Raw genomic sequence first — 22,856 nt, forward strand, 5'->3', positions numbered from 1 at the left:
CTTTCTGCCCTTCTTTCCCTTTTGTTCTTCGCTTTCTCCGCATCATGTCCTGCTTCCCTCAAGCCCAGAAGCATGGCGCCGATAAGACAGATATATCCCTGTCAACGGCCGTTGTTCGAGCCACTGGCTCTTCCTGACGCTGGCAGACTATGCCCACCTGAAAAGGAATTACGGTATGCCCTCTATCTCTAGTCTTGGTATCGGCTCTGGCCTGGATCTCAATGGGTTGCTCGACCAGCTCGAGGCCGCCGAACGAAAGCAGCTGGATCCCATCAAGGCCAGACAGGCAAGCTACGAAGCAAAGATTTCGGCCTATGGCAAACTCGACAGCGCCCTGACCACCTTTCAGGATGCGGTGAACAAGCTCAAGGATCCGGATCTTTTCAGCAGCCTGTCGAGCAATGTCGAAGGAGAAGGCATCACCGCCAGTGACAGTATCAGTGCTCAAGCTGGACGCTATAACATCAGTGTGAGCCAACTGGCTCGAGCCCAAAGCCTCGCTTCGGCAGGTTTCGACAAACGCGATGCCGAACTGGGCGGTGGAACGCTGTCGCTGACGGTGGGAGGTGAAAGCCTCGATATCGACATCAGCCAGGAAGATAGCTCACTGGAAGGCATTCGTGATGCCATCAATGCGTCCGACGCTGGTGTACGCGCCACTATCGTCAATAATGGCGACCCCGATGCCCCCTACCGCCTGGTGCTGACAAGCAAGGAAACAGGTACCGAGGCCACCATATCGGATCTGTCATATACCGCATCGGGTAGCGATACCACCCTGGAAAGCACGTTTGACCTGGGCAACATGGAAGAGACCGTCAGCGCTCAGAACGCAGAAATGACGGTCAATGGCATTGCCATCAGCAGCACCTCGAACAAGGTCCAAGGCGCCATCGAAGGTGTCACTCTGACACTCAGTGACACCGGTGACAGTACCGTCACCGTAGAAAACGACAACTTTGCCTTGCGTGATGCCATCACGTCCTTCGTTGATAGCTACAACGATCTGCAAGGCACTATCGGCGAGCTGACCAGCTTCAACTCGGATAGCGGTGCAGCTGGCGAGCTATTGGGCGATGCAACATTGCGCAGCATCGATGAACGCCTACGTGGCGCACTTGCCTTCACTCCTGATACCGAAGGTATGGGGTCTCTCAGCGATATGGGCATTACCTTGCAGCTTGACGGTACTCTCGAACTCGATGACAAACGCCTGGATGATGCCATTACTCATCAGCGCGAAGACCTGGTGACCTTCTTCAGTGGAGGCAGCACCGAAGAAACCGCCAAGTCCGGATATGCCGATCAACTCGCCACCACTCTCGACAACATCCTGGATGACGATGGTCTGCTGGAAAACGCCACCACTGGCCTCGAAACACGCCTCAAGACAGTCAATGCGCAATATATGCGCACCGAGCAGACCATCAACGACACCATAGAACGCTACCGCAAGCAGTTCAGCCAGCTCGACAGCATGATCGCCAGCATGAACCAGACCAGCAATTATCTGACGCAGCAGTTTGATGCTCTCAATGCCCAGACAGGTCAATAAACCAAACCGCCTATCTACCATGACCCAACTGACAGGAACCTCCAGATGGCCATGATGACCAGCTCCCCCGGGCACGGACGGGGAGCATATACCTATGCCCGTATCGGCATCGAAACCAGCACAATGTCAGCCAGCCCTCATCAACTGATCGTCATGTTGTTCGACGGCGTTCTGATGTCGATACGAACGGCTCGCCTGCACCTCAAGGAAGGCCATACGACGGCCAAGGGAGAAGCCATTGCCAAGGCGCTGGATATCGTCAACAGCGGACTACGAGCAGCGCTCGATCATGAACGCGGAGCAGATATCGCCCACCAGCTCGATACGCTTTACGAATACATTGCACGTCGCCTGATCGAGGCCAATCTTCACAACGATACTGCCGCTCTCGATGATGCCGAACACTTGCTCGAAACCATCGCCTCAGCCTGGCGTGAGATTTCACCTGACAGAGATCCCCATGCCTCCTGAAGCCAAACATTGCCCCGCAGGAAACTTCATGCCACTCGTCAACCGCTACGAAATGCTGCTTGAAATGACCTGTCGCATGCTGGAACTTTCCCGCAATGCCTCATGGGAAGAGCTGATTGCCCTGGAAACAGACTATATGGAGAAGACAGCAAGTCTCCCTGCTGTGAACCCGGGCCAACTCGATCAAACCTCTCAGAAGCGCCTGCGGGAATTGATCGAGGCCATCCTTGCCAATGACCAGGCGCTGCGCCAACAACTCATTGAGCACCGTGATGCGCTGGGACACCTGATCCAGGTTTCACGCTGCAAGCAGGACCTCAATCGCACTTATGCTGGCGGCAGAATCATCAATGCTGGCAACCGATTCCGGCAGAAAACATCGTGAGCGGTCTGACCCCTCTCATCGATACGCTGCTACATCAGGTGCTCGGCAAACGGGTGGATGTGCCGGTGTCACGGGACCCGCATGCGCCGGTGACACCTGTCGACCCCAGTCGCTTCACACGTCCGGCACACAGCGACTCACGCTTGCAAGGCGAACCCTCCAGCACCAACACTGAAGCCCTCGCAACAAAACAAACGACAGGTAACCTGTCCCGACCGGCCGCTGCCGCATCATTGTCTCGGTCTGGGGAACCCGCCAATGCATCGACGGTATCCCACCTAAGCAAGTCCGCGTGGCGCATTGCCGAATTGCTGCAACGGTTTCCTGCAGTGCCTTCGCGGCTTGTGCCACCTCGGCCGCTGTTGGATACCATGCCCATGCGCCTTTCCACGGCCCAGGCATCTGGCACCAATTCTCTCTTCAGTGACGAACATGCCAATATCGTGCATGAACTATCTGGACGACTGAACGGCAGCGTGCGTGACAGTGGTCTGTTCTATGAAGCGCACCTGGCGCGCTGGTTCAAGGGCGACATGGATATCACGCAACTCGCCCGGGAACCGCACAACCAACTTCCCTCGCCAACCACAAATGCCCTGGAAGCCCTCATGCGCCATCAGCTGGAAATGCTGGTGACGCCTCAACTGCGCTGGGAAGGGGAAGCCTGGCCAGGCATGTTCATGACCCTGTTGATGCAGCCAGCAACATGGCCGTGCCTGGATCATGACACTCACCCTGCTACCTCGGAAGACGATGCCGAACAGGAGAATGACTGGGATACCCAATTACACCTCGACCTGAATACGCTAGGTTGCATCAGCGCCCACCTGTACATGACGAAATCTCGTCTGGATATCACATTGACCAACTTTGACGAAGCACGCAGGCCATATTTGGAGCAGCACAAGGCTGCACTCGAGGCACGCTTGCGTGCACATGGTCTTGAACATGTTCAGGTGGCACTTTCATCGCCAGCGGAAGACGGGGAACCCTGCCATGACATACCCTGACAGTCCTCCCAACGAATCTCGGTCTTCACCCCAGCAACATCTTTCACCACCGCCTCGTCAAGCCCTGGCACTGGGTTATGCCCCCGACAAAGACGATGCGCCGAGAGTACTTGCCAAGGGTTATGGAGAACTGGCTGATCGCATCATTGCCGAAGCCAGGCTTCATGATATTTACGTTCATGATGAACCGGAACTGATGGGGCTTTTAATGCAGCTGGATCTGGATGAACAGATTCCTCCTCATCTTTATCATGTCATCGCTGAAATACTGATATGGGTTATGGAGCTGGACAGCGCTGCCTCAGGCTTTCAAGACAACAATAAACAAACAAAAAACACGTAATATTTACAAATAAAAACACACAGACACTAGATAAAACCACATGAAAAGAACAACTAAATAAGTAATTAAATTTCAGAAAAATACCTCTTTATTCGTATTATACATTTAATGATTTTCGTCATGGATATTTACCATAACGATTGGACAATGGTGACTTTGATCATAATATTTTATGTCGCGACTTGTGCGTATTATTCATTAATAGACACTAGCTCTACGACAAGCATACGGCATGAAATGTATTAAAAATCTCATCTGTATACACCTTGCCTTTGCCTTGTCCAAGACTCGGTTATAGACCGGCGTTCATTACTCAAGTCAATTCAGGTATTGAGGCAAGCAAAGATGAGTTCTACCACACTAATCAACGAGATTCAGGAACTGAACCTCGCTTATCTTCTTCTCGCTCAGCGGCTTTTGGCAGAAGATCGAGACACCGCCATGCTTCGCTTGAATATCGATCCACAGCAAGCCAGCCTGTTGGCCAACCTGAATGCTCGTCAGCTCACTCGGCTATCCCGTACCACGCAGCTGTTATGTCATCTGGGAGTCGGTTCTGCAGAACAGCTCCGCCAGATCACCGACAATCCTCGGGAGCAAGGGCTCAGTCATATTCACTCATCACTACTGATGGCAAACCCTGGCGCCACTCCAATATCTTAGGAACTCCGAGCATGGTATCCACCAAGAGTCTTGTCGATGAGATGCGCCAGGTTCAATTGGCCATCGACCTGATCGTGCTGGGTGCCCGACTCCAGGTACTGGAAACCGAGACAGGCCTGAGCCGCGCCCGATTGATCCGCCTGTTCAAGGAGGTGCGGGGCAAATCCCCTCCCAAGGGCATGCTACCATTCTCCACCGACTGGTTCATCACCTGGCTACCCAATATTCATTCATCGCTGTTCTATGCCTACTATCAGCGCCTGAGAATACAGGGTTGCGTGCGAATGGAAGCCTTTGTCAAAGGTTACCGGCTCTATGCTGAACAAGTCGCCACGGGGGATGAAGAAGCAGAGCCCGTACTGGGACTTACGCGGGCATGGACCCTGATTCGCTTCTTCGAGAACGACTTGCTGCAACTCTCCAGCTGTACTCGCTGTCAGGGTCGCTTTGTTGCCCATGCTCACACGCCGGATCATGACTATGTATGTGGCATCTGTCAGCCACCATCACGGGCAGGAAAGACCCGACAACGTAGAGAAGCCGAAGCCAAGCGGGCCTGAGGGCCCGCTTCATTTTCTTGTCCACTTTTCTCTATGACCATTTCCTCAAGTTTCTGCGTTTACGGTCGATAACTTCAGCACATCTTCTTCATGGCCTGTAAAGGATCCCGGACGTGCTGATACCCATTGGATTTGTGATCGTTCTAGCGTCGGTATTCGGCGGTTATGTACTTTCGGGTGGCAGCCTGGGCCCCCTCTTCCAGCCGCTGGAACTTCTGATGATCGGTGGCGCTGGCCTAGGTGCTTTCGTTGCTTCCAATCATGGCAAGGCGCTCAAGTCCACCTTCCGCATCTTCTCCCGTTTGCGTCGCTCCAATCGCTACAACAAAGACATGTACATGGAGCTGATGGCTCTTCAATACCGCTTGCTGTCAAAAGCCCGCAAGGACGGCATGCTCAGCATTGAACGTGACATCGACGACCCTTCTTCCAGCACCTTGTTCAGTGATTATCCCAAGGTGCTTGCCGATCCCATGATCATGAATTTCCTCACTGACTATCTGCGCCTGATGGTGACAGGAAACATGGACCCAATGGAGGTCGATGAACTGATGCTGCACGAAATCGAGATGTTCGAGCAGGAAGCCCACATGCCCGCCGATGCCATCAATAAAGTGGCAGACGCTATGCCTGCCTTTGGCATCGTCGCCGCTGTCATGGGCGTAGTGAAGGCACTCAGCTCAGCAACAGCCGATCCAAGCGAAATGGGAGAAATGATTGCTCATGCTCTGGTTGGTACTTTCCTTGGCATTCTGCTGGGTTACGGCTTCATCAGTCCACTGGCTTCACGTATCGAACGTCAGACCAATGAAGCCTTGAAAGTCTTGCAATGCCTGCGTGTCACCCTGCTGACCAGCCTGCACGGCTATCCACCTCAATTGGCAGTGGAGTTTGGTCGCAAGGCTCTGCATAGCAGCGAGCGCCCCAGTTTCAGCGAGCTGGAAAGCCATGTTCGTGACGCCAAGTCCCAAGGGGGGGGCTCATGAGTGCACCAGACAAGTCTCGCCCCGTCATCATCCGTCGCAAGAAGGTCGTGCACGCGCATCATGGCGGTAGCTGGAAGATTGCCCTGGCCGATTTCATGACCGCTCTGATGGCGCTGTTTCTGGTGATGTGGATCCTTTCATCATCCAGCCCCGAGACCCGTGAGGCCATTGCTGACTACTTCAGTACACCCTTGATCACTGCACTTTCCAATGGTGACAGCCAGGCGATCAGCTCCCAGGTCATTCCCGGAGGAGGCCCCGACCCGACGTCCATCGAGGGAGAGAAATCTCGCCTCAATCCTCGCATGCAGCATCGGCCAAGCGAGCAACAGAGACGGGCCTTTCGTGAACTGCAGCGGCGAATTGAACAGGCGCTGCTGAAGCATCCTGACTTGAAGGATCTACGCAATCAGCTGCGCTTCGATATCACCCAGGAAGGGTTGCGCATTCAATTGCTCGACAATGCCAAGCGTCCCATGTTCGAGCTTGGTAGCGATGATGTTGCCCCCTATCTGCGCGAACTGCTGCAGGCCATGGCGCCTCTGCTCAATGACCAACCCAATGCCATCAGCATCAGTGGTCACACCGACAGCCTGGCCTACTTGAATGGGCGCATGGGCTACAGCAACTGGGAACTCTCGGCTGCACGAGCCAATGCATCACGACGGGAACTGGTGGCCCATGGCCTTGATACCGACAAACTGTTGCGAGTGGCAGGACTGGCCGATCAGGTCGCGATGCCAGGCACCACAGCAGACAACCCCATCAATCGGCGTATCGAACTGGTCGTACTGTTCCCGAGTATAGCGGAATCGATCCGCCACCCAGGCACTCTGGATCTGCCTGCATCACAGCAGAACCAGGCCAAGGACCACATGCTTGCTGGCCCGGTTACGCCGCCTTCCCGTCCCACGAACACTCCTTGAGCCCACACCGATATGGATATCCAAGATTTCAGCGATACCTTTTTCGAGGAAGCCGAAGAACTGCTGGCAGACATGGAAGGGCACCTTCTGGCCCTTGACCCTGCCGTGCCGGACATCGAGCAGCTCAATGCCATCTTCCGCGCTGCTCATTCAATCAAGGGGGGTGCCGGCACTTTCGGCTTTGAAGCACTTCAGCGCACCACCCACATTTTCGAGAATCTGCTCGATCACGCCCGACGTGGCGAACTGAACCTGCGGGGGGAAATCATTGATGCCTTTCTTGCCACCAAGGACGAACTTAGTGACCAGTTGGCCGCTTATCGCAATGGCACCACCCCTGATCAAGCGGCCTTCGAGCAAGCCTGTCATGTCCTGAACAGCATCGCAGACCAGGAAATTGGCGACGGCCAGAAAACCTCCGGCACTTCGGTACCCGAAGGTAGTGCCGCCACCCAACCTTCCTCACAAGCCTCACAGGCCATGCAATCCCTGATGGTCACGCTGAAGAACGTCAGCGAACAGGATAGGAGTCTGCTGATAGAAGAGCTGGGGCAGTTGGGAGACATTGTTGAGCAACACAGTGATGCAGGCCAATGCCGAGTGATATTGGCCACGACAGAGGGTGCCGATGCCATCGAGGCAGTGATGTGCTTCATTGTCGAACCGGAGCAGGTCAGTATCGCGCCCGTGGCCAGCACTACCCCACCATCCGTTGACAAGGCTTCAATCGCAGGCAAGGCGCCCGCTACTGACACGCTTTCAGCAAAGAAGGCCAGCCCTCCTCCCGTCCGGCCTGCAAAAGCAAAGTCCACCCAGGAAAATGGCTCCATTCGAGTTGCGGTCGACAAGGTCGATCAGATCATCAATCTGGTCGGTGAGCTCATCATCACACAGTCGATGCTTGACCAGACCGTCAGCGAATTGCAGGGCAGCGAGCATGCCGCGCTACTCAGTGGAATGAGCCTACTCCAGCGCAATGCACGAGACTTGCAGGAAGCCGTGATGTCCATTCGCATGGTGCCCATGGACTATGTCTTCAGCCGCTTCCCTCGCTTGGTTCGCGACTTGGCCGGCAAGCTCGGCAAACAGATCGAACTGGTCACCGAAGGAGAGTCCACCGAGCTCGACAAGAGCCTGACCGAACGCATCATTGACCCCCTTACCCACCTGGTACGCAACAGTCTCGATCACGGTATCGAGCTCCCCGATACACGGGTAGCCGCTGGCAAACCCACTACGGGACGCCTGACGCTGTCGGCCCAGCACCAGGGTGGCAACATTCTTATCGAGGTAATAGATGACGGCGCCGGGCTGAATCGAGAACGTATTCTCGCCAAAGCCAATGAAAATGGGCTGAACGTCTCGGACGCCATGAGTGACGAGGAAGTCTGGCAGTTGATCTTTGCCCCGGGGTTCTCCACCGCAGCAGAAATCAGCGACGTCTCAGGGCGCGGAGTGGGCATGGATGTGGTCAAGCGCAACATCCAGGCCATGGGAGGCCATGTCGAGATTCTCTCGCGCCCCGGACAGGGTACGACCACTCGAATCGTGTTGCCGCTGACGCTCGCCATCCTCGATGGCATGTCGGTCAAGGTCGGGGCAGAAATGTTCATTCTTCCGCTATCGACAGTCATCGAGTCTCTGCAGCCGACGCATCAAGATCTCTACACCATGGCCGGTGACGACCTGGTGCTCAGGGTACGCGAAGAATACCTGCCCGTCGTCGCCCTGCATGAAACCCTGGATGTGGCCAATGCCTGCCATCAGCCCACCGAAAGCATTGCCGTCATCGTACAGGGAGAAGGACGCCGCTATGCGCTGCTGGTCGATGATCTGGTCGGTCAGCAACAAGTCGTGGTCAAGAACCTCGAGACCAACTACCGCCGCGTACCGGGCATCTCTGCCGCCACCATTCTCGGTGATGGCAGTGTGGCACTGATTCTCGACATTGCCGATCTGCATCGCCTGCACCAACGCAAGAGACGCGATGCATGCTCAGTCCTGACAGACGGCGCACAGCAACTCTCTTCATCGGGCCATCCCACTACTGAATCCACCTCTGAAATTCTCACCACCACAGCGGAGGACATGACGCCATGACCGACTTAAGCCAGAGCAGTGGCCCAGCCGCCACAGACCTCAACCAGAGTCAGTTCCTGATCTTCTCCCTTGGCGACGAAGAGTACGCCATCGACATCCTCAAGGTGCAGGAGATTCGTGGCTACGAGAATGTCACTCGCATCGCCAACGCTCCAGCTTTCATCAAAGGAGTGACCAATCTGCGCGGAGTGATCGTTCCCATTGTCGATTTGCGCCTGCGCTTTGCACTCGAGAATGCCGAATACAACAGCCAGACAGTGGTCATCGTCGTCAATGTCGGCCAGCGCGTGATCGGTATCGTGGTGGATAGCGTCTCCGACGTGATGGCGTTACTTCCCGAGCAGATTAAGCCGGCTCCCGAGTTTGGCGCCACCCTGTCGGCAGACTATCTGAGCGGGCTTGGCAGCGTAGGCGACCGCATGCTGGTGCTGGTCGACATCGAGCGCCTGTTGACCAGTGAGGAAATGGCACTGGTGGAGCAAGTCAGCGATGGCCATTAAGGAAACAACAATGCCATTGCACCACATTCTTTCACTTTCAATACATGTTCACTCTCAACCCATGAACTTCCCAACGGGTACTTGAAAAGGGCAGATCCGTGAATATTTTCCGTAGCATGAGCATAAAACTGCGTTGGTCATTGGTACTTTGCCTATTTGCCACATTGGTCGCCATTCTCAGTGGCCTTGGGCTTTATACCGCCGCCATCAGTGAATCATCCATTCGCGAGTTGAACGAAGTCAATGTCGATCAGCGCACCATGCTGAACCGCGCAATATCGACGCAATTGGTCATCCAGGTTGGTATGCGTAATATTCGAGCAAGACTGCTGGCCGACGACTGGAGCAACAAACCTGAGGAGCTTAAGCAGGACATCAGCAACCTGGACAAGAAGATCGACGAGTTCAACCAGCTCATCGACGATTTCTTTAAGCTGCCGACACAGCCAGACCAGACCGAATTGCTCAGCAATATTCGCCAGACCTACGATACCCTGCTCAATGATGGCTTGTTGCCACAGCGCCAAAGACTGGCCAATGACAGTGTCGGAACCTTCACCCTCAATGCTGCTGACGTTCAAAAGAAGGCCGACGACTTTGAGCAGGCCTGCCTGAACTTCTTTCACACTGCCACAGAACAGGGCACCCAGCTATACCAGGACTTTCTTGCCCAAACGGAATTGATGCAGTGGTGCATCGTCGCCGTGCTGAGCATCGCCATCATCACCATCATTGGCATGCTATGGGACACGACAGTCAACGTCGCCCGGCCACTCACTGGCCTGATCACCTACTTCGGAGCTGTTGAGCAAGGCGATCTGTCTCGCGAGATTCCCGAGCACGAAAAGAATGCGCTCATTCCCATCTGCATTGGCCGCCTCTACGCTTCGCTGAGCAAGATGCAGAGTGGCCTGGTCAGCATGGTCGGCGGGGTGCGCAATAGCGGTGACTTGATCTATCAGGGATCCCAGCATATTGCCGCTGGCAACGGTGATCTATCGGCACGTACAGAACAGCAGGCGGCCTCGCTCGAGGAAACCGCTTCGAGTATGGAAGAGCTGTCATCGACCGTCAGTCAGAACGCCGATAACGCCCGCCAGGCCAGCCAACTGGCACGCGAGGCCAGCAGTGCAGCCAGCCGTGGCGGAGAAGTTGTCAGCGATGTCGTCAAGACGATGCAGGATATCCGAACCGGATCCCATCATGTTGCCGACATCATCAGTACCATTGATGCCATCGCTTTCCAGACCAATATTCTCGCCCTCAATGCTTCCGTGGAAGCTGCCCGTGCCGGCGAGCATGGACGTGGTTTCGCTGTAGTGGCAGAGGAAGTCCGCAAGCTGGCCAGCCGTTCCTCCGATGCCGCCAGCGAGATACGTGAACTCATTGATGCCTCACTGAAGCAAGTCGAGGCAGGCACATTACGTGTCGATGATGCCGGGTCGGTAATGAAGGAACTGGTTGGCGCCGTGGCGAATGTCAGCGACATCATGGATGAGATCGCATCAGCTTCCGTCGAGCAAAGTCATGGCATTCAGCAGATCAACGAAGCCGTGACCCAGATGGAGCAGGTCACCCAGCAAAATGCTCAGCTGGTACAACAATCCGCGACCGCTTCCACTCAACTTGAAGCCGAAGCCCGCCGCCTGACAACCGCCATGGGGCACTTCCGTCTGGCGGGTACGGCCACCTCGTCTCATGCTCCGATGACATCACCACAGCATTCTCCATCACCTTCACCGATTCCTTCTTCATCCGCGACTTCCGTACAACGCGAGCCTGAGGAATGGGAGGCATTTTGAATATGCACGCCACCCTCCCGCACTTGCCCCAGAACAGTCTTCCCAGCGATGCCAAGGCATCGCTGGGAAGGGATCTGATTCTGACAGAAGATGATTTCAATCGCATACGCGCGATGATTTATCAGCGCGCAGGCATCGTACTTGCCGAACACAAGCAGGAAATGGTCTATGGACGTCTTGCCAAGCGCCTGCGAGATCTTGGTCTCCGACATTTCGGAGATTATCTGAGGCTCCTTGACGGGCATCCAGACAACAGTGAATGGGAGATTTTCATCAATGCTCTGACCACTAACCTGACAGCCTTCTTTCGCGAATCACACCACTTTCCATTACTGGCGAAGCATGCCCGGCAATGCTCTGGGAAGGTGCGCGTCTGGTGTGCGGCCTCATCCACTGGAGAAGAGCCCTACTCCATTGCCATGACCCTCAACGATGCCCTGGGGTCGAACAGCCTGACGCAGCAACGCTTCGAAGTCATCGCAACGGATATCGATACCGAGGCGCTGACCAAGGCTCGCGCCGGTATCTACCCATCGGAGCGCCTTGCACAACTGGATGATGATCTGGTCCATCGTTACTTTCTGCGCGGCAAGGGCAGTCGCCAAGGCATGGTCAGGGTCAATCCAGGCCTGGCCAATCACTTGAGTTTTTCCTCGCTCAACCTGCTGTCTTCCCAGTGGGATCTGACAGGTCCTTTCGATGCCATTTTCTGTCGTAACGTACTGATCTATTTCGACGAAGCTACCCAGCAGCGCATCCTCGGGCGCTTTATTCCCCTGCTCAAGCCCGATGGGCTGCTGTTCCTCGGCCATTCAGAGCATATTGCAGCACAGAGCACCGCCTTGGTGCGCTGTGGTCAGACCGTCTATGGGCTTCCGACAGGAAACAAGGGAAAAGTCCATGGATTGACGACAGAAGTCAAAAAAACATCTGAAAGGCTCAAAGGCTCCTAAAGCCTACCGTAACCACGTCGATAACACTGCCATCAGGTTGTGTACGGCCGCAGTTTGCGTACACAACCTGCACTTGCTACCGGTTTTCCAGGAGAGTCGTTTGAGCACGCCGAAAATAAAGGTGCTGTGTGTCGATGACTCGGCGCTGATCCGTAACCTGCTTCAGGAGATCATCGATGCCGAGCCCGACATGGAGGTCGTGGCGGTAGCGCCAGATCCTCTCATCGCCCGCGACCTGATCAAGCAGCACAACCCGGATGTACTGACGTTGGATGTCGAAATGCCGCGGATGGATGGACTCGACTTTCTCGAGCGCCTGATGCGACTACGTCCGATGCCAGTGTTGATGGTGTCATCACTGACCCAGGCCGGTTCCGAGGTTACCTTGCGTGCCTTGGAGCTGGGGGCAGTGGATTTCATCGCCAAGCCGTCGATGGGGATCCGCAACGGCATGCTCGATTATGCCGAAGAGATCACCGGTCGGATTCGCGCTGCCGCACGTTCACGGCCCCGCCAGCGTCCCCCGTCCAATACTCCGGTCACGGCTCTTGCCGCCCCCATGGTATCCAGCGAAAAGCTGATCATCATCGGCGCTTCCACCGGTGGTACCGAGGCCATTCGTCAAGTGCTGGAGCCACTACCCGCCAACAGCCCGGCCATTCTGATCACCCAGCATATGCCCGGCGGCTTCACTCGCTCCTTTGCCGAGCGACTCAACCGCTTGTGTCGAATCACCGTCAAGGAAGCCGAGAACGGCGAGCGGGTGCTGCCCGGCCATGCCTATATCGCACCGGGTGATCATCACCTCGAGCTGGCCAGAAGCGGGGCCAACTACATCACTCGCCTGCACGATGGTCCCCCGGTCAACCGTCATCGGCCCTCGGTCGATGTGTTGTTTCGTTCAGCTGCACGTTGCGCCGGACGCAACGCCGTAGCCGCACTGCTCACCGGAATGGGCAAGGACGGCGCAGCCGGACTACTCGAAATGCGTCAGGCCGGTGCACCGACATTGGCACAGGACGAACAGAGTTGCGTGGTATTCGGCATGCCCCGCGAAGCCATTGCCTTGAACGCAGCCACGGAAGTGACCGCACTGGATGACATTGCATCACGCTTGATTGCGCTGGTCGCGGCGTCGGGACGGGCCCAGCGGGTGTAGCGCTTCCAGGTGTAGCGCTTCCAGGTGCAGCTCCGGGTATAGCGCTCTCAAACTTAGCACTTTCGAACACAGCACTCTCAAACCACACCTGGCGCTCCAGGTGTGACTGACAAGGATCGCTCAAATGTTCAAGCAACTTCGTAATGTAAGTGTTCATGCACTGATCGTCGTGCTGCTGCTGTTCCTGATACTTCTTACCGGCACGATCGTGGCCATCGGCACCAAGACCAACAGCGAAGCCAAGCAGACCATGGCTTCTATCGACGCCGTCAATATACAGCAACTCAATCAGCTCAATCGGGCCAGTGCCGCATTCTCGAGCGCGTTGTTCGACATGGAAGTCTATCGTGATACCGGCGAACCCAAGTTCCTGGACAAGGCAGCATTACGCATCGAACAGTCCGACCAGCATTTTCAGATCTTCGCCGCCTCCAAGCGGCTAGGAGACGGCATCGCACTCGGGGATGCCTTTACCGAGGCTTATCATGCTGTCGCCCAATCGACACCACTGCTGGTGGAAGCATTGAAGAAGGGCGATGTCGAGGACTACGACAAACTGCGCGATGCTCTGGCCCCGGATATCCTCGAGCTCAACCATACAGTGCGACATTTCGCGGAGTATGGTGATCGTCGCAGCGATGCGCTCATGACGTCATTCGAGAACGTCAGTGCCGACTTCTCCATGCTGAGATACATCGCCCTGGCCACCATCATACTGGGTTATGGCATCGTCTATCTGTGCATACGGCGTCTGATCGTGGTGCCACTGAAACAGTCTGTACTCACCCTGGAAAACATCGCGCGATGCGACCTGAGTTCAGACATCAAGGTGGAAGGCCGTAACGAACTCAGCCGTCTGTTCAACGCCATGCGCGACATGCAGAGCAGCCTGACCAACACCGTCAGTGGTGTGCGTCAGAGCAGTGTTCAGCTCGTCAGCGTCAGTCAAGAAATCGCCACCGGCAATACTGACCTGGCGTCACGCACCGAACAACAGGCTGCCTCTCTGGAAGAGACTGCCTCCAGCATGGAAGAGATCACTACCACGGTCGCACAGAACGCTGACAATGCCGGTCAGGCCCGGCACCTGGCAATGGAGGCGTCTCACACGGCAGAGAAAGGTGGAGAAGTGGTCAGCCAGGTCGTCGACACCATGGGGCGCATCAGTTCGAGCTCCCGGGAAATTGCCGAAATTACCGGCATGATCGACTCGATTGCTTTCCAGACCAACATCCTGGCCTTGAATGCCTCGGTCGAAGCCGCTCGCGCCGGCGAGCAGGGCCGTGGCTTTGCTGTGGTGGCGGGAGAAGTTCGTAGCCTGGCCAGTCGCTCTGCGGAAGCCGCACGTCAAATCAAGGCATTGATCGAGACATCCGCCAGCCAAGTGGAAGATGGCGCCTCCCTGGCCCGCCAGGCGGGCGACACCATGCGAGACGTCGTGGCTTCAGTGCGTCGAGTCAGCGATATCGTCGACGAAATTGCCGTGGCTTCACGCGAGCAGAGCGATGGCATCATTCAGATCGGTCAGGCCGTGATGCAGATGGATCAAGCGACACAGCTCAATGCCTCTCTGGTCCAGAAGGTCTCCCGAGAGGCCGAAAGCCTGTCACGACAAGCCAACTCTCTGGAAGGCGCCATGGCCGTCTTCCGCCTATCACAATCTTCCCCTGGGGCAGGTCCTCTGGCCAATCACACGACCGCGCTCCTGCCACATGCCAAGACTGACGATTCATCAGGGCAATCCCTGAACCCCAGCAAGACACCTTCCTCGGAAGACACCGATAACTGGGAAACGTTTTAACACTAGACACATCAATCCGGATCAATAGAGGACACCCAATGGCCGACAAGAACATGCGCATTCTGGTGGTGGATGACTTTCCTACCATGCGTCGTATCGTGCGCAGCCTGCTCAAAGAACTGGGCTACACCAATGTCGAGGAAGCCGAAGATGGCGAAGAAGGTCTGGCCCGCTTACGTGCCGAAGCTTTCGATTTCGTGGTATCCGACTGGAACATGCCCAACCTTGATGGCCTGGAAATGCTCAAGCGCATTCGCGCTGATGATGGCCTGAAGTCCTTGCCGGTATTGATGGTCACCGCCGAGGCCAAGAAGGAAAACATCATCGCTGCCGCCCAGGCAGGTGCCAATGGTTATGTGGTCAAACCTTTCACTGCCGCCACACTTGAGGAAAAGCTGAACAAGATATTCGAGAAGCTTGGCATATGAGATCCAGGACACCACCAGGAGACAATGATGAGCGAACCACGGACGATCGATCCCGGCCATGTGTCCACTGCATCCAACGATGACATGGTGCAGCGCATCGGCCAGTTGGCGCGCATGTTGCGCGACAGCATGCGTGAACTGGGCCTGGACAAGGAAGTCGAACGTGCCGCCGAGGCGATACCCGATGCACGAGACAGGTTGAGTTACATCGCTACCATGACCGAGCAGGCTGCAGAGCGTTCTCTCAATGCCATCGACCGCGCCCAGCCCCTGCAGGACCTGATGAGCGAGAGAGCCAATGCGCTTCAGCAACGCTGGACAACCTGTCAGGAGACCCTTCCGTTGGTACAAGGGAGCACGGAAGTCGCCAGGCTGATTCACGATACCCAGACCTATCTCGCCGAAGTACCGGAACATACGCAAGCCACCCGCCAGGAACTGCTGGAGATCCTGATGGCGCAGGATTTCCAGGACCTGACGGGGCAGGTCATTAAACGCATGATGGATGTCATCCGGGAAATCGAGCAGCAATTGGTCCAGGTCCTGCTCGATAACGTACCTGCAGGCGAAGCCCGGGAAAACCGACGACAGAAGGCCCAGGAACGCGATCAAGGCCTGCTCAACGGGCCACAGATCGATACCAGCCACGCCGATGTCATGGCCAATCAGGACCAGGTCGACGACCTGCTTGATGAGCTGGGCTTCTGACGCCTTCACCTTACCGATCCTGAAGGCCGGAGAAGACAGACCTTTACTGTCTTTTTCCGGCCTTTGACCAGCATGGCTCGACGCACAATGGGCAATGAAAATCTCGCCCGAAAACCGTCATGGCCGACCACAGCAGCGATCAGGAAAAAACCGAAGATGCCACCCCTCGACGCAAGGAAAAAGCTCGGGAGGAAGGCCAGGTAGCGCGCTCCAGAGAGCTTGCCACCTTTCTATTGCTTCTGGCTGGTGTCATTGGCCTATGGTCCTTGGGGAGCCAGCTGTATGACCTGCTGAGTTCCGTCATGGAACAAGCCTTTCTGTTCGAACGCAGAGAGGCGATGGAAACCATGCCGATGCTTGACCAGGCCCTGTCACTCGGTCAGCGCAGCCTGTTCAATCTGATACCTCTTTTTATGTTGCTCAGCGTGGTCGCGTTGGCAGCGCCAGCACTGCTTGGCGGCTGGCTGCTATCGGCCAAGTCCCTCAAGCCTCAACTGTCAAAGCTCAACCCCGTCAAGGGATTATCACGCATGTTCTCCACACATGCCCTGGCCGAACTGGGCAAGGCGATTGCCAAGGCAGCGCTGGTGGGTGGTCTCGGGTCAGTCCTCCTTTTCCATCATCGTGGCCAGACCATGGACCTGATGAGTCTGCCACTGACCGCCGCTTTGTCTGAGGCTGTACGGCTGATCTCCAAGGCTTGTGGGTTGATGGTGATGACCTTGGTCGTGGTGGTCCTGATCGATGTCCCCTATCAGCTATGGAGCCACAACAAGAAGCTGCGCATGAGTAAGGAAGACATTCGCCAGGAGCACAAGGAATCCGAAGGAGACCCCCACATCAAGGGCCGCATCCGTCAACAGCAACAGGCCATGGCCCGTAGCCGGATGATGAGTCAGGTCCCCCATGCCGACGTGATCATTACCAATCCCTCTCACTACGCGGTGGCACTGAGTTACCGCGAGGACAGCATGGGAGCTCCGAAAGTCGTGGCCAAGGGTATGGACCACGTGGCGGCAAGAATTCGAGAGCTTGCCTGCGAGGCTGGCATTCCTCTGTTATCCGCGCCTCCCCTGGCCCGAACGCTCTACCACCACGTTGACCTGGATCGAGAAATCCCAGTCGAGTTGTACAACGCAGTCGCCGAGGTTCTGGCCTGGGCCTTTGGACTTAAACGCGCCATCCATGAAGGCGCAGAGCCACCTCCCGATCCAGCCTCCATTGATGTGCCAGAACACCTGGCCATCCCAGCCTCCCCATCCCAGGAACACCGGTCATGAAAGCCCTTCTGAATCAAGGCGGCCTGTTCGGCGTGCTCAAGCAGCTACCGATGAAGGTTCTCGCTGGTCCGCTGCTGATCATCATGATCATGTCGATGATGATCCTGCCGTTGCCACCTTTCATTCTGGATGTGCTGTTCACATTCAACATTGCCTTGTCTGTCATGGTACTGCTGGTCAGCATGTTCTCCGAAAGGCCTCTGGATTTCGCTGCCTTTCCTGCGGTACTGCTGTTCACCACCCTGTTGCGGCTATCGCTCAACGTGGCATCGACCCGGGTCGTGCTGATGCATGGCCACGAAGGGGGAGACGCCGCTGGCAAGGTCATCGAGGCGTTCGGTCAGTTTCTGGTCGGCGGCAATTTCGCAGTCGGGCTGGTGGTCTTCCTGATCCTGGTGATCATCAATTTCATGGTCATCACCAAGGGCGCTGGTCGTATTGCTGAGGTGGGTGCCCGCTTCATGCTCGACTCCATGCCGGGCAAGCAGATGGCCATCGATGCCGATCTCAATGCAGGCCTGATCGGAGAAGATGACGCCAAACGCCGGCGTGCAGAGGTTTCCCAAGAATCAGACTTCTACGGCTCCATGGATGGTGCCAGCAAATTCGTCCGCGGCGATGCCATGGCGGGCCTGGTGATCATGGCGGTCAATATACTCGGCGGCCTGATGATTGGACTGCTCCAGTATCACATGGCCTTTGCCGATGCGGCCCGCACCTATGTACTGCTCGCCATCGGTGATGGCCTGGTGGCACAGATACCGGCCCTGGTGATCTCCACTGCCGCTGGTGTCACCGTCTCTCGGGTGAACACTGAACAGGATGTCGGCGAACAGATGATCAGCCAGCTGTTCGTCAATCCCAAGGTCCTGTGGTTGGCTGCCGGAGTCCTGGGATTACTTGGCCTGGTACCTGGCATGCCCAATCTGGTGTTCCTGATGTTTACCATCCTGTTGGGCGGCCTGGCCTGGTGGCTAACGCGAACATCCGAGCAGCGCCTGGTGGAAACCCAGGAGCAGCAGGCAGCCCCCGCCGAACCAGAAGCGCCAGAGGCCAGTTGGGACGATGTCAGCCTGGTCGATACTCTCGGTCTTGAGGTCGGTCATCGCTTGATTCCTCTCGTCGACTCACGCCAGAAAGGCGAGCTGTTGGGAAGAATCAAGAATGTGCGCAAGAAGTTCGCCCAGGATGTCGGCTTTCTACCTCCTGTCGTACACATTCGCGACAACCTGGAACTCGGCGCCAACAGCTACCGAGTCACGCTCAAGGGGGCTGAGGTAGGACGCGCAGAAGCCTGGCCCGGACGTTGGCTGGCCATCGATCCCGGACAGGTATCCGGCCAACTCGACGGCAGCCCAACCCAGGACCCTGCTTTTGGCTTACCAGCTTTATGGATCGATGCCGAACAACGTGAACAGGCACAGGTGTATGGCTACACCGTGGTCGATGCCAGCACGGTGATCGCCACGCACCTCAACCAGCTGCTGCACCGCCACGCCGCAGAGATGCTGGGTCGACATGAGGTGAAGAGACTGCTCGACAAACTGGCCAAAGACAGTGATGACAAGTCACTGATCGAAGATGTGGTACCCAAAACACTGTCTCTGGTGGCCTTCACGCGTATTCTTCAGCAACTGCTGGATGAAGACGTGTCGATCCGCGACCTGCGAACGCTACTCGACACTCTGGCTGAATATGCTCCTCACCAGCAGGACCCTATGGAATTGGTTGCCATGGTGCGTGTAGCACTCGGCCGGGCCATCACTGAGCAATGGTTTGCTGGCCAGGAGACACTCCATGTCATCGGCCTGGCGCCCTCGCTCGAAAACGTGCTGACCCAGGCTATGAGCGGTAATGGAGCGCTGGAGCCTGGCCTCGCTGAAACATTGCTGACGCAAACCGAAAGCGCCCTGCGGCAGCATGATGCCAGCGGGGAGCCGCCTGTCATGGTAGTCCAGCATTCCCTGCGCCCCCTGCTGGCTCGCTTTCTGCGCCAACGTTTGCACCACCTGGTCGTAATGTCCCAGGCCGAAATCCCCGACGACCGTATTCTGCGCGTCACTACCGAGGTCGGGGGAGCTCTCTGATGGCCAACGTCCAGACAAGCATGGTCTCATGCAGAATTCGGCGCCTTCAGTCCACCAAGATCGCTCAGGTGGTTCTGCTGAACGCCTGTCTCATTGTCTTCGCCAGTTCAGCCACGGCCACGCCTGGGGCCTGGAGCGCAACGGCTCCACGCCTGAATGTCGCCTCCAGCGAGATACCACGACGCTCTGCTCTTCTCCGACCGTCTTCTGCTCCCATCAAGGGCACGATCACTCGGGTGTCCTGGCATTACCGCGCGCCTCCCGGCAGCCGACTGTCCGCTTACCTCTGTGCAAACCAGCACTGCCAGTACCTAGCCGCAGAAGGTGGGGCCAGCAATGCCTTCCACGGCCTGCCTGCCTCCGCCCCACTACAGTTCCGCTTTCGTCTTCACCCGGGCCAACGCCCCGTGACGATCGAAGCACTGGGCGTGCTCGTCAACCACCGCTGAGGCATATCCTCCATGTCACAGGGAACCGCCATGTACACAGCCCAAGGCAAGATAGATCCACAAGCCCAGTTGGAAGCCTATCTCCCCATGGTCCGCCGCCAAGCACTGGCACTGCAGGTACGCCTGCCCGCCGGAGTCGATCTCGATGATCTCATTCAAGCCGGCATGCTCGGACTGATCGAGGCTTTGGGGCGCTATGACCCCAGCCAGGGAGCCCAATTGTCAACCTATGCCAGCCAGCGCGTACACGGGGCCATGCTGGACGAGCTTCGCAGTCGTGACTGGTTGCCTCGCAGGGTACGACGCCAGGCCCGAGCCCTGGAAACCACTATCCGCGAGTTGCAACAGAAACTGGGACGAGTTCCCGAAGAACGTGAAATAGCGGCCACCATGGACATGGATCTGGTCAGCTACCGACAGCTGCTCGGCGACATCAACAATGGGTTGTTATTGCCATTCGAAGACATTCTGGAAGAAAAGGGAGAACAGAGTTTTTGTGACCAACAAAGCTCCTGTCTACTGAGTGAGCTGATCGAAGGCGACCAACGCCAAGCCTTGATTGACGCTATCACGGAACTGCCGGAAAGAGAAAAGCTGCTGATGGGTCTGTATTATCAGGAGGAGTTGAACCTCAAGGAAATCGGTGCCGTATTGGGCGTCAGTGAATCACGCGTATGCCAGCTTCACAGCCAGGCCATACGGCGTCTGCGCAGCCAGTTGTGTGAGTACTAGATCCTGCACAGGCATGTTCCCTGGAGGCCAATTTCTCGCATGCATTCCGCATGCTGTTATGAATCAGTATTTAGAATGAACTTGCAATCCTGCTTATTTACTACCACATATTACTGATTTAAATGCAATTTTACACAACATCTCTTGAACTTGATGTGATTATGAACACAGAATAGGCATTAGAAATATATATTTATAGAAGTAAAATTATCATTCTCGCTTCCGATATGTAGGAGGAGGGTTATGCCTTCCGGCCTGGATGGCTTTGATCGTCATATTCTCTTTCTCCTGCAGCGCGATGCCTCTCTTTCCATCAAGGAGCTCGCGGAAGCGGTAAATCTTTCAACCACGCCATGCTGGAAACGCGTCAAGCGTCTGGCGGAAAGCGGCTATATCCGAAGCCGGGTTGCGCTGCTTAACCCGGAAAAGCTGGGCCTTGGTCTCTCGGTCTTCGTGCAGATCAAGACACAGCGTCATGACAAGGGCTGGCTGGAAACATTCGCCAAGACGGTGATGAGCTTCGAAGAAGTGGTGGAGTTCTACCGCATGTCAGGTGAATGGGACTACATGCTACGCGTCGTTGTACGCGACATTAGCGCCTATGACGCCTTCTACAAGAAACTGATCAACAGCACCGAGGGCCTGACCAACGTCAGTTCAAACTTCGCCATGGAGCAGATCAAGTACACCACTGCATTCCCGATAGCATGATGCGCGAGGCTTAGAGCGAATGAGCTAGAGGAAGCTGTTCAACCATGTCGTCGGTTGTTCCAGGGAGCCAAACTGCCGCTTGATCCAGTCGACATCATAGTAGGTATCCAGATAACGCTCACCACCATCGCACATCAAGGTCACGATGGAACCCTGGTGGCCGTCATGGCGCATGCGTTCCGCAATTGTCAGAGCTCCCCACAGGTTGGTACCCGTAGAACCGCCCGCCTTACGGCCCAGGCGTTGTTCCAGCCAATGAATAGCCGCAATGGAGGAGGCATCCGCAACCTGCAACATCTCGTCGATGACCTCGGGCAGAAAGGAAGGCTCCACACGGGGTCGGCCAATTCCCTCGATCCGGCTGCTGGCTTCGATCGTCAGGCTCGGATCCCGCTGCTGGTAACTGTCATGAAATACCGAGTTTTCCGGGTCGACCACCACCAGCCGGGTCGCATGGCCACAATAGCGGATATAGCGCCCGATGGTCGCAGACGTACCTCCAGTGCCAGCACTCATCACTACGGCATATGGCGTGGCATGACGTTCCTTTTCCATCTGACGAAAGATGCTTTCAGCGATGTTGTTGTTGCCTCGCCAATCTGTCGCACTCTCGGCATAGGTGAACTGGTCCATGTAGTGCCCTTCCCGCTCCTCGGCCAGCTGCCGGGCCGCCATATAGACCTGAGAAGAGCGCTTGACGAAATGGCAGGTGCCGCCAAGTCTTTCGATCTGTGCAATCTTGCTGCCTGCGGTACTGGCCGGCATGACAGCCGTGAATGGTAATCCCAGCAACCTGGCAAAATAGGCTTCGGAAACCGCTGTGCTGCCCGAAGAGGCTTCGATGACGGGCGTGCCTTCCTGGACCTTGCCGCTGCAGATGGCATGCAGGAACAACGACCTGGCCAGGCGATGCTTGAGACTGCCGCTGGGATGCGTGCTTTCATCCTTCAGATAGATATCGATACCTGCCGCCTCGAGCCCGGGGATATCCAGTCGATACAAGTGTGTATCAGCGGACCGGCGCTGATCGCTGTCCAGCAGCCGCATGGCATTACGTACCCATTCACACATGGCATTCGCACCTGGCTTTCATACAGGGAAATTCATACGGAGAAATTCATACATCGAGCGCATACCGGATAGCCCCATGACATAGGGTGGCGGCATGGAACATATTAAGCGTAGAGGGGGGAAACAAGATTTCATAATCATCACCCACTGACGCCAATACAAGAATATTTTCCCAC

23 protein-coding genes are annotated in these 22,856 nt (G+C 56.1%); 22 read left to right on the top strand and 1 reads right to left on the bottom strand.

Annotated elements, in window-relative coordinates:
• Nucleotides 1-175: 175 nt before the first annotated feature.
• From fliD to Q1K07_RS02595, 22 genes are all read left to right on the top strand, one after another.
• Complete coding sequence (gene fliD / locus Q1K07_RS02490; RefSeq protein ID WP_300307304.1) at nucleotides 176-1,555, top strand: flagellar filament capping protein FliD; 1,380 nt, start codon at nucleotides 176-178, stop codon at nucleotides 1,553-1,555.
• Between the two features lie 54 nt (nucleotides 1,556-1,609).
• Complete coding sequence (fliS, locus tag Q1K07_RS02495) at nucleotides 1,610-2,026, top strand: flagellar export chaperone FliS (RefSeq protein WP_300307823.1); 417 nt, start codon at nucleotides 1,610-1,612, stop codon at nucleotides 2,024-2,026.
• A gap of 28 nt (nucleotides 2,027-2,054) precedes the next feature.
• On the top strand, nucleotides 2,055-2,411 hold the full coding sequence (gene fliT / locus Q1K07_RS02500) for a flagellar protein FliT (RefSeq protein WP_300307307.1): 357 nt from the start codon (nucleotides 2,055-2,057) through the stop codon (nucleotides 2,409-2,411).
• Complete coding sequence (locus Q1K07_RS02505; protein ID WP_300307310.1) at nucleotides 2,408-3,421, top strand: flagellar hook-length control protein FliK; 1,014 nt, start codon at nucleotides 2,408-2,410, stop codon at nucleotides 3,419-3,421. The genes fliT and Q1K07_RS02505 overlap by 4 nt, the downstream gene beginning before the upstream one ends.
• Nucleotides 3,408-3,764: an EscU/YscU/HrcU family type III secretion system export apparatus switch protein gene (locus Q1K07_RS02510; protein ID WP_300307313.1), complete on the top strand. Its 357-nt coding sequence runs from the start codon at nucleotides 3,408-3,410 to the stop codon at nucleotides 3,762-3,764. The genes Q1K07_RS02505 and Q1K07_RS02510 overlap by 14 nt, the downstream gene beginning before the upstream one ends.
• Before the next feature lie 345 nt (nucleotides 3,765-4,109).
• Nucleotides 4,110-4,427: a flagellar transcriptional regulator FlhD gene (locus Q1K07_RS02515; protein ID WP_300307316.1), complete on the top strand. Its 318-nt coding sequence runs from the start codon at nucleotides 4,110-4,112 to the stop codon at nucleotides 4,425-4,427.
• Between the two features lie 11 nt (nucleotides 4,428-4,438).
• Complete coding sequence (gene flhC, locus Q1K07_RS02520) at nucleotides 4,439-4,987, top strand: flagellar transcriptional regulator FlhC (protein ID WP_300307319.1); 549 nt, start codon at nucleotides 4,439-4,441, stop codon at nucleotides 4,985-4,987.
• Nucleotides 4,988-5,100: 113 nt separating this feature from the next.
• On the top strand, nucleotides 5,101-5,973 hold the full coding sequence (gene motA, locus Q1K07_RS02525; RefSeq protein ID WP_300307322.1) for a flagellar motor stator protein MotA: 873 nt from the start codon (nucleotides 5,101-5,103) through the stop codon (nucleotides 5,971-5,973).
• Nucleotides 5,970-6,899 carry a flagellar motor protein MotB gene (gene motB, locus Q1K07_RS02530; protein WP_300307325.1) on the top strand — a complete coding sequence of 310 codons (930 nt, stop codon included), beginning with the start codon at nucleotides 5,970-5,972 and terminating at the stop codon, nucleotides 6,897-6,899. The genes motA and motB overlap by 4 nt, the downstream gene beginning before the upstream one ends.
• Before the next feature lie 12 nt (nucleotides 6,900-6,911).
• The gene (cheA, locus tag Q1K07_RS02535; RefSeq protein WP_300307328.1) at nucleotides 6,912-8,999 is read left to right on the top strand and encodes a chemotaxis protein CheA; all 2,088 of its coding nucleotides are present in this window, start codon (nucleotides 6,912-6,914) and stop codon (nucleotides 8,997-8,999) included.
• On the top strand, nucleotides 8,996-9,499 hold the full coding sequence (locus Q1K07_RS02540; RefSeq protein ID WP_300307331.1) for a chemotaxis protein CheW: 504 nt from the start codon (nucleotides 8,996-8,998) through the stop codon (nucleotides 9,497-9,499). The genes cheA and Q1K07_RS02540 overlap by 4 nt, the downstream gene beginning before the upstream one ends.
• Nucleotides 9,500-9,597: 98 nt before the next feature.
• The gene (locus Q1K07_RS02545; protein WP_300307334.1) at nucleotides 9,598-11,301 is read left to right on the top strand and encodes a methyl-accepting chemotaxis protein; all 1,704 of its coding nucleotides are present in this window, start codon (nucleotides 9,598-9,600) and stop codon (nucleotides 11,299-11,301) included.
• Between the two features lie 2 nt (nucleotides 11,302-11,303).
• Nucleotides 11,304-12,254, top strand: a complete 951-nt coding sequence (locus Q1K07_RS02550) for a CheR family methyltransferase (protein ID WP_300307337.1) — start codon at nucleotides 11,304-11,306, stop codon at nucleotides 12,252-12,254.
• A gap of 100 nt (nucleotides 12,255-12,354) precedes the next feature.
• On the top strand, nucleotides 12,355-13,413 hold the full coding sequence (locus Q1K07_RS02555; RefSeq protein ID WP_300307340.1) for a chemotaxis response regulator protein-glutamate methylesterase: 1,059 nt from the start codon (nucleotides 12,355-12,357) through the stop codon (nucleotides 13,411-13,413).
• Between the two features lie 124 nt (nucleotides 13,414-13,537).
• Nucleotides 13,538-15,214, top strand: a complete 1,677-nt coding sequence (locus Q1K07_RS02560) for a methyl-accepting chemotaxis protein (protein ID WP_300307342.1) — start codon at nucleotides 13,538-13,540, stop codon at nucleotides 15,212-15,214.
• 38 nt (nucleotides 15,215-15,252) lie between these two features.
• Nucleotides 15,253-15,642, top strand: a complete 390-nt coding sequence (cheY, locus tag Q1K07_RS02565; RefSeq protein ID WP_149286908.1) for a chemotaxis response regulator CheY — start codon at nucleotides 15,253-15,255, stop codon at nucleotides 15,640-15,642.
• 24 nt (nucleotides 15,643-15,666) lie between these two features.
• Nucleotides 15,667-16,350, top strand: coding sequence for a protein phosphatase CheZ (cheZ, locus tag Q1K07_RS02570; protein ID WP_300307347.1), 684 nt, complete (start codon nucleotides 15,667-15,669; stop codon nucleotides 16,348-16,350).
• Nucleotides 16,351-16,469: 119 nt separating this feature from the next.
• A complete protein-coding gene (gene flhB, locus Q1K07_RS02575) occupies nucleotides 16,470-17,630 on the top strand; it encodes a flagellar biosynthesis protein FlhB (protein ID WP_300307350.1) in 1,161 nt (386 codons plus the stop codon).
• Nucleotides 17,627-19,717 (top strand): flagellar biosynthesis protein FlhA, encoded by a 2,091-nt coding sequence (flhA, locus tag Q1K07_RS02580; RefSeq protein ID WP_300307353.1) that lies wholly within the window; start codon nucleotides 17,627-17,629, stop codon nucleotides 19,715-19,717. The genes flhB and flhA overlap by 4 nt, the downstream gene beginning before the upstream one ends.
• Nucleotides 19,717-20,166: a flagellar protein FlhE gene (locus Q1K07_RS02585; RefSeq protein WP_300307356.1), complete on the top strand. Its 450-nt coding sequence runs from the start codon at nucleotides 19,717-19,719 to the stop codon at nucleotides 20,164-20,166. The genes flhA and Q1K07_RS02585 overlap by 1 nt, the downstream gene beginning before the upstream one ends.
• Before the next feature lie 30 nt (nucleotides 20,167-20,196).
• The gene (locus Q1K07_RS02590) at nucleotides 20,197-20,898 is read left to right on the top strand and encodes an RNA polymerase sigma factor FliA (protein WP_300307826.1); all 702 of its coding nucleotides are present in this window, start codon (nucleotides 20,197-20,199) and stop codon (nucleotides 20,896-20,898) included.
• A 243-nt stretch (nucleotides 20,899-21,141) separates the two neighbouring features.
• Nucleotides 21,142-21,609: an Lrp/AsnC family transcriptional regulator gene (locus tag Q1K07_RS02595; RefSeq protein WP_300307359.1), complete on the top strand. Its 468-nt coding sequence runs from the start codon at nucleotides 21,142-21,144 to the stop codon at nucleotides 21,607-21,609.
• Between the two features lie 24 nt (nucleotides 21,610-21,633).
• Here the strand turns inward: Q1K07_RS02595 and Q1K07_RS02600 are convergent, their stop codons facing one another.
• Nucleotides 21,634-22,680, bottom strand: coding sequence for a PLP-dependent cysteine synthase family protein (locus Q1K07_RS02600; RefSeq protein WP_300307362.1), 1,047 nt, complete (start codon nucleotides 22,678-22,680; stop codon nucleotides 21,634-21,636).
• Between the last annotated feature and the right edge of the window lie 176 nt (nucleotides 22,681-22,856).

This window comes from Halomonas sp. (assembly GCF_029263665.1).
Lineage (GTDB): Bacteria > Pseudomonadota > Gammaproteobacteria > Pseudomonadales > Halomonadaceae > Halomonas.

Excerpts from the sequence above, each read along its gene's own strand:
- fliD (WP_300307304.1), top strand. The coding sequence starts at position 176 with ATGCCCTCTATCTCTAGTCTTGGTATCGGCTCTGGCCTGGATCTCAAT.
- fliS (WP_300307823.1), top strand. The coding sequence starts at position 1,610 with ATGACCAGCTCCCCCGGGCACGGACGGGGAGCATATACCTATGCCCGT.
- fliT (WP_300307307.1), top strand. The coding sequence starts at position 2,055 with ATGCCACTCGTCAACCGCTACGAAATGCTGCTTGAAATGACCTGTCGC.
- Q1K07_RS02510 (WP_300307313.1), top strand. The coding sequence starts at position 3,408 with ATGACATACCCTGACAGTCCTCCCAACGAATCTCGGTCTTCACCCCAG.
- Q1K07_RS02515 (WP_300307316.1), top strand. The coding sequence starts at position 4,110 with ATGAGTTCTACCACACTAATCAACGAGATTCAGGAACTGAACCTCGCT.
- flhC (WP_300307319.1), top strand. The coding sequence starts at position 4,439 with ATGGTATCCACCAAGAGTCTTGTCGATGAGATGCGCCAGGTTCAATTG.
- motB (WP_300307325.1), top strand. The coding sequence starts at position 5,970 with ATGAGTGCACCAGACAAGTCTCGCCCCGTCATCATCCGTCGCAAGAAG.
- cheA (WP_300307328.1), top strand. The coding sequence starts at position 6,912 with ATGGATATCCAAGATTTCAGCGATACCTTTTTCGAGGAAGCCGAAGAA.
- Q1K07_RS02540 (WP_300307331.1), top strand. The coding sequence starts at position 8,996 with ATGACCGACTTAAGCCAGAGCAGTGGCCCAGCCGCCACAGACCTCAAC.
- Q1K07_RS02550 (WP_300307337.1), top strand. The coding sequence starts at position 11,304 with ATGCACGCCACCCTCCCGCACTTGCCCCAGAACAGTCTTCCCAGCGAT.
- Q1K07_RS02560 (WP_300307342.1), top strand. The coding sequence starts at position 13,538 with ATGTTCAAGCAACTTCGTAATGTAAGTGTTCATGCACTGATCGTCGTG.
- cheY (WP_149286908.1), top strand. The coding sequence starts at position 15,253 with ATGGCCGACAAGAACATGCGCATTCTGGTGGTGGATGACTTTCCTACC.
- cheZ (WP_300307347.1), top strand. The coding sequence starts at position 15,667 with ATGATGAGCGAACCACGGACGATCGATCCCGGCCATGTGTCCACTGCA.
- flhB (WP_300307350.1), top strand. The coding sequence starts at position 16,470 with ATGGCCGACCACAGCAGCGATCAGGAAAAAACCGAAGATGCCACCCCT.
- flhA (WP_300307353.1), top strand. The coding sequence starts at position 17,627 with ATGAAAGCCCTTCTGAATCAAGGCGGCCTGTTCGGCGTGCTCAAGCAG.
- Q1K07_RS02585 (WP_300307356.1), top strand. The coding sequence starts at position 19,717 with ATGGCCAACGTCCAGACAAGCATGGTCTCATGCAGAATTCGGCGCCTT.
- Q1K07_RS02590 (WP_300307826.1), top strand. The coding sequence starts at position 20,197 with ATGTACACAGCCCAAGGCAAGATAGATCCACAAGCCCAGTTGGAAGCC.
- Q1K07_RS02595 (WP_300307359.1), top strand. The coding sequence starts at position 21,142 with ATGCCTTCCGGCCTGGATGGCTTTGATCGTCATATTCTCTTTCTCCTG.
- Q1K07_RS02600 (WP_300307362.1), bottom strand. The coding sequence starts at position 22,680 with ATGTGTGAATGGGTACGTAATGCCATGCGGCTGCTGGACAGCGATCAG.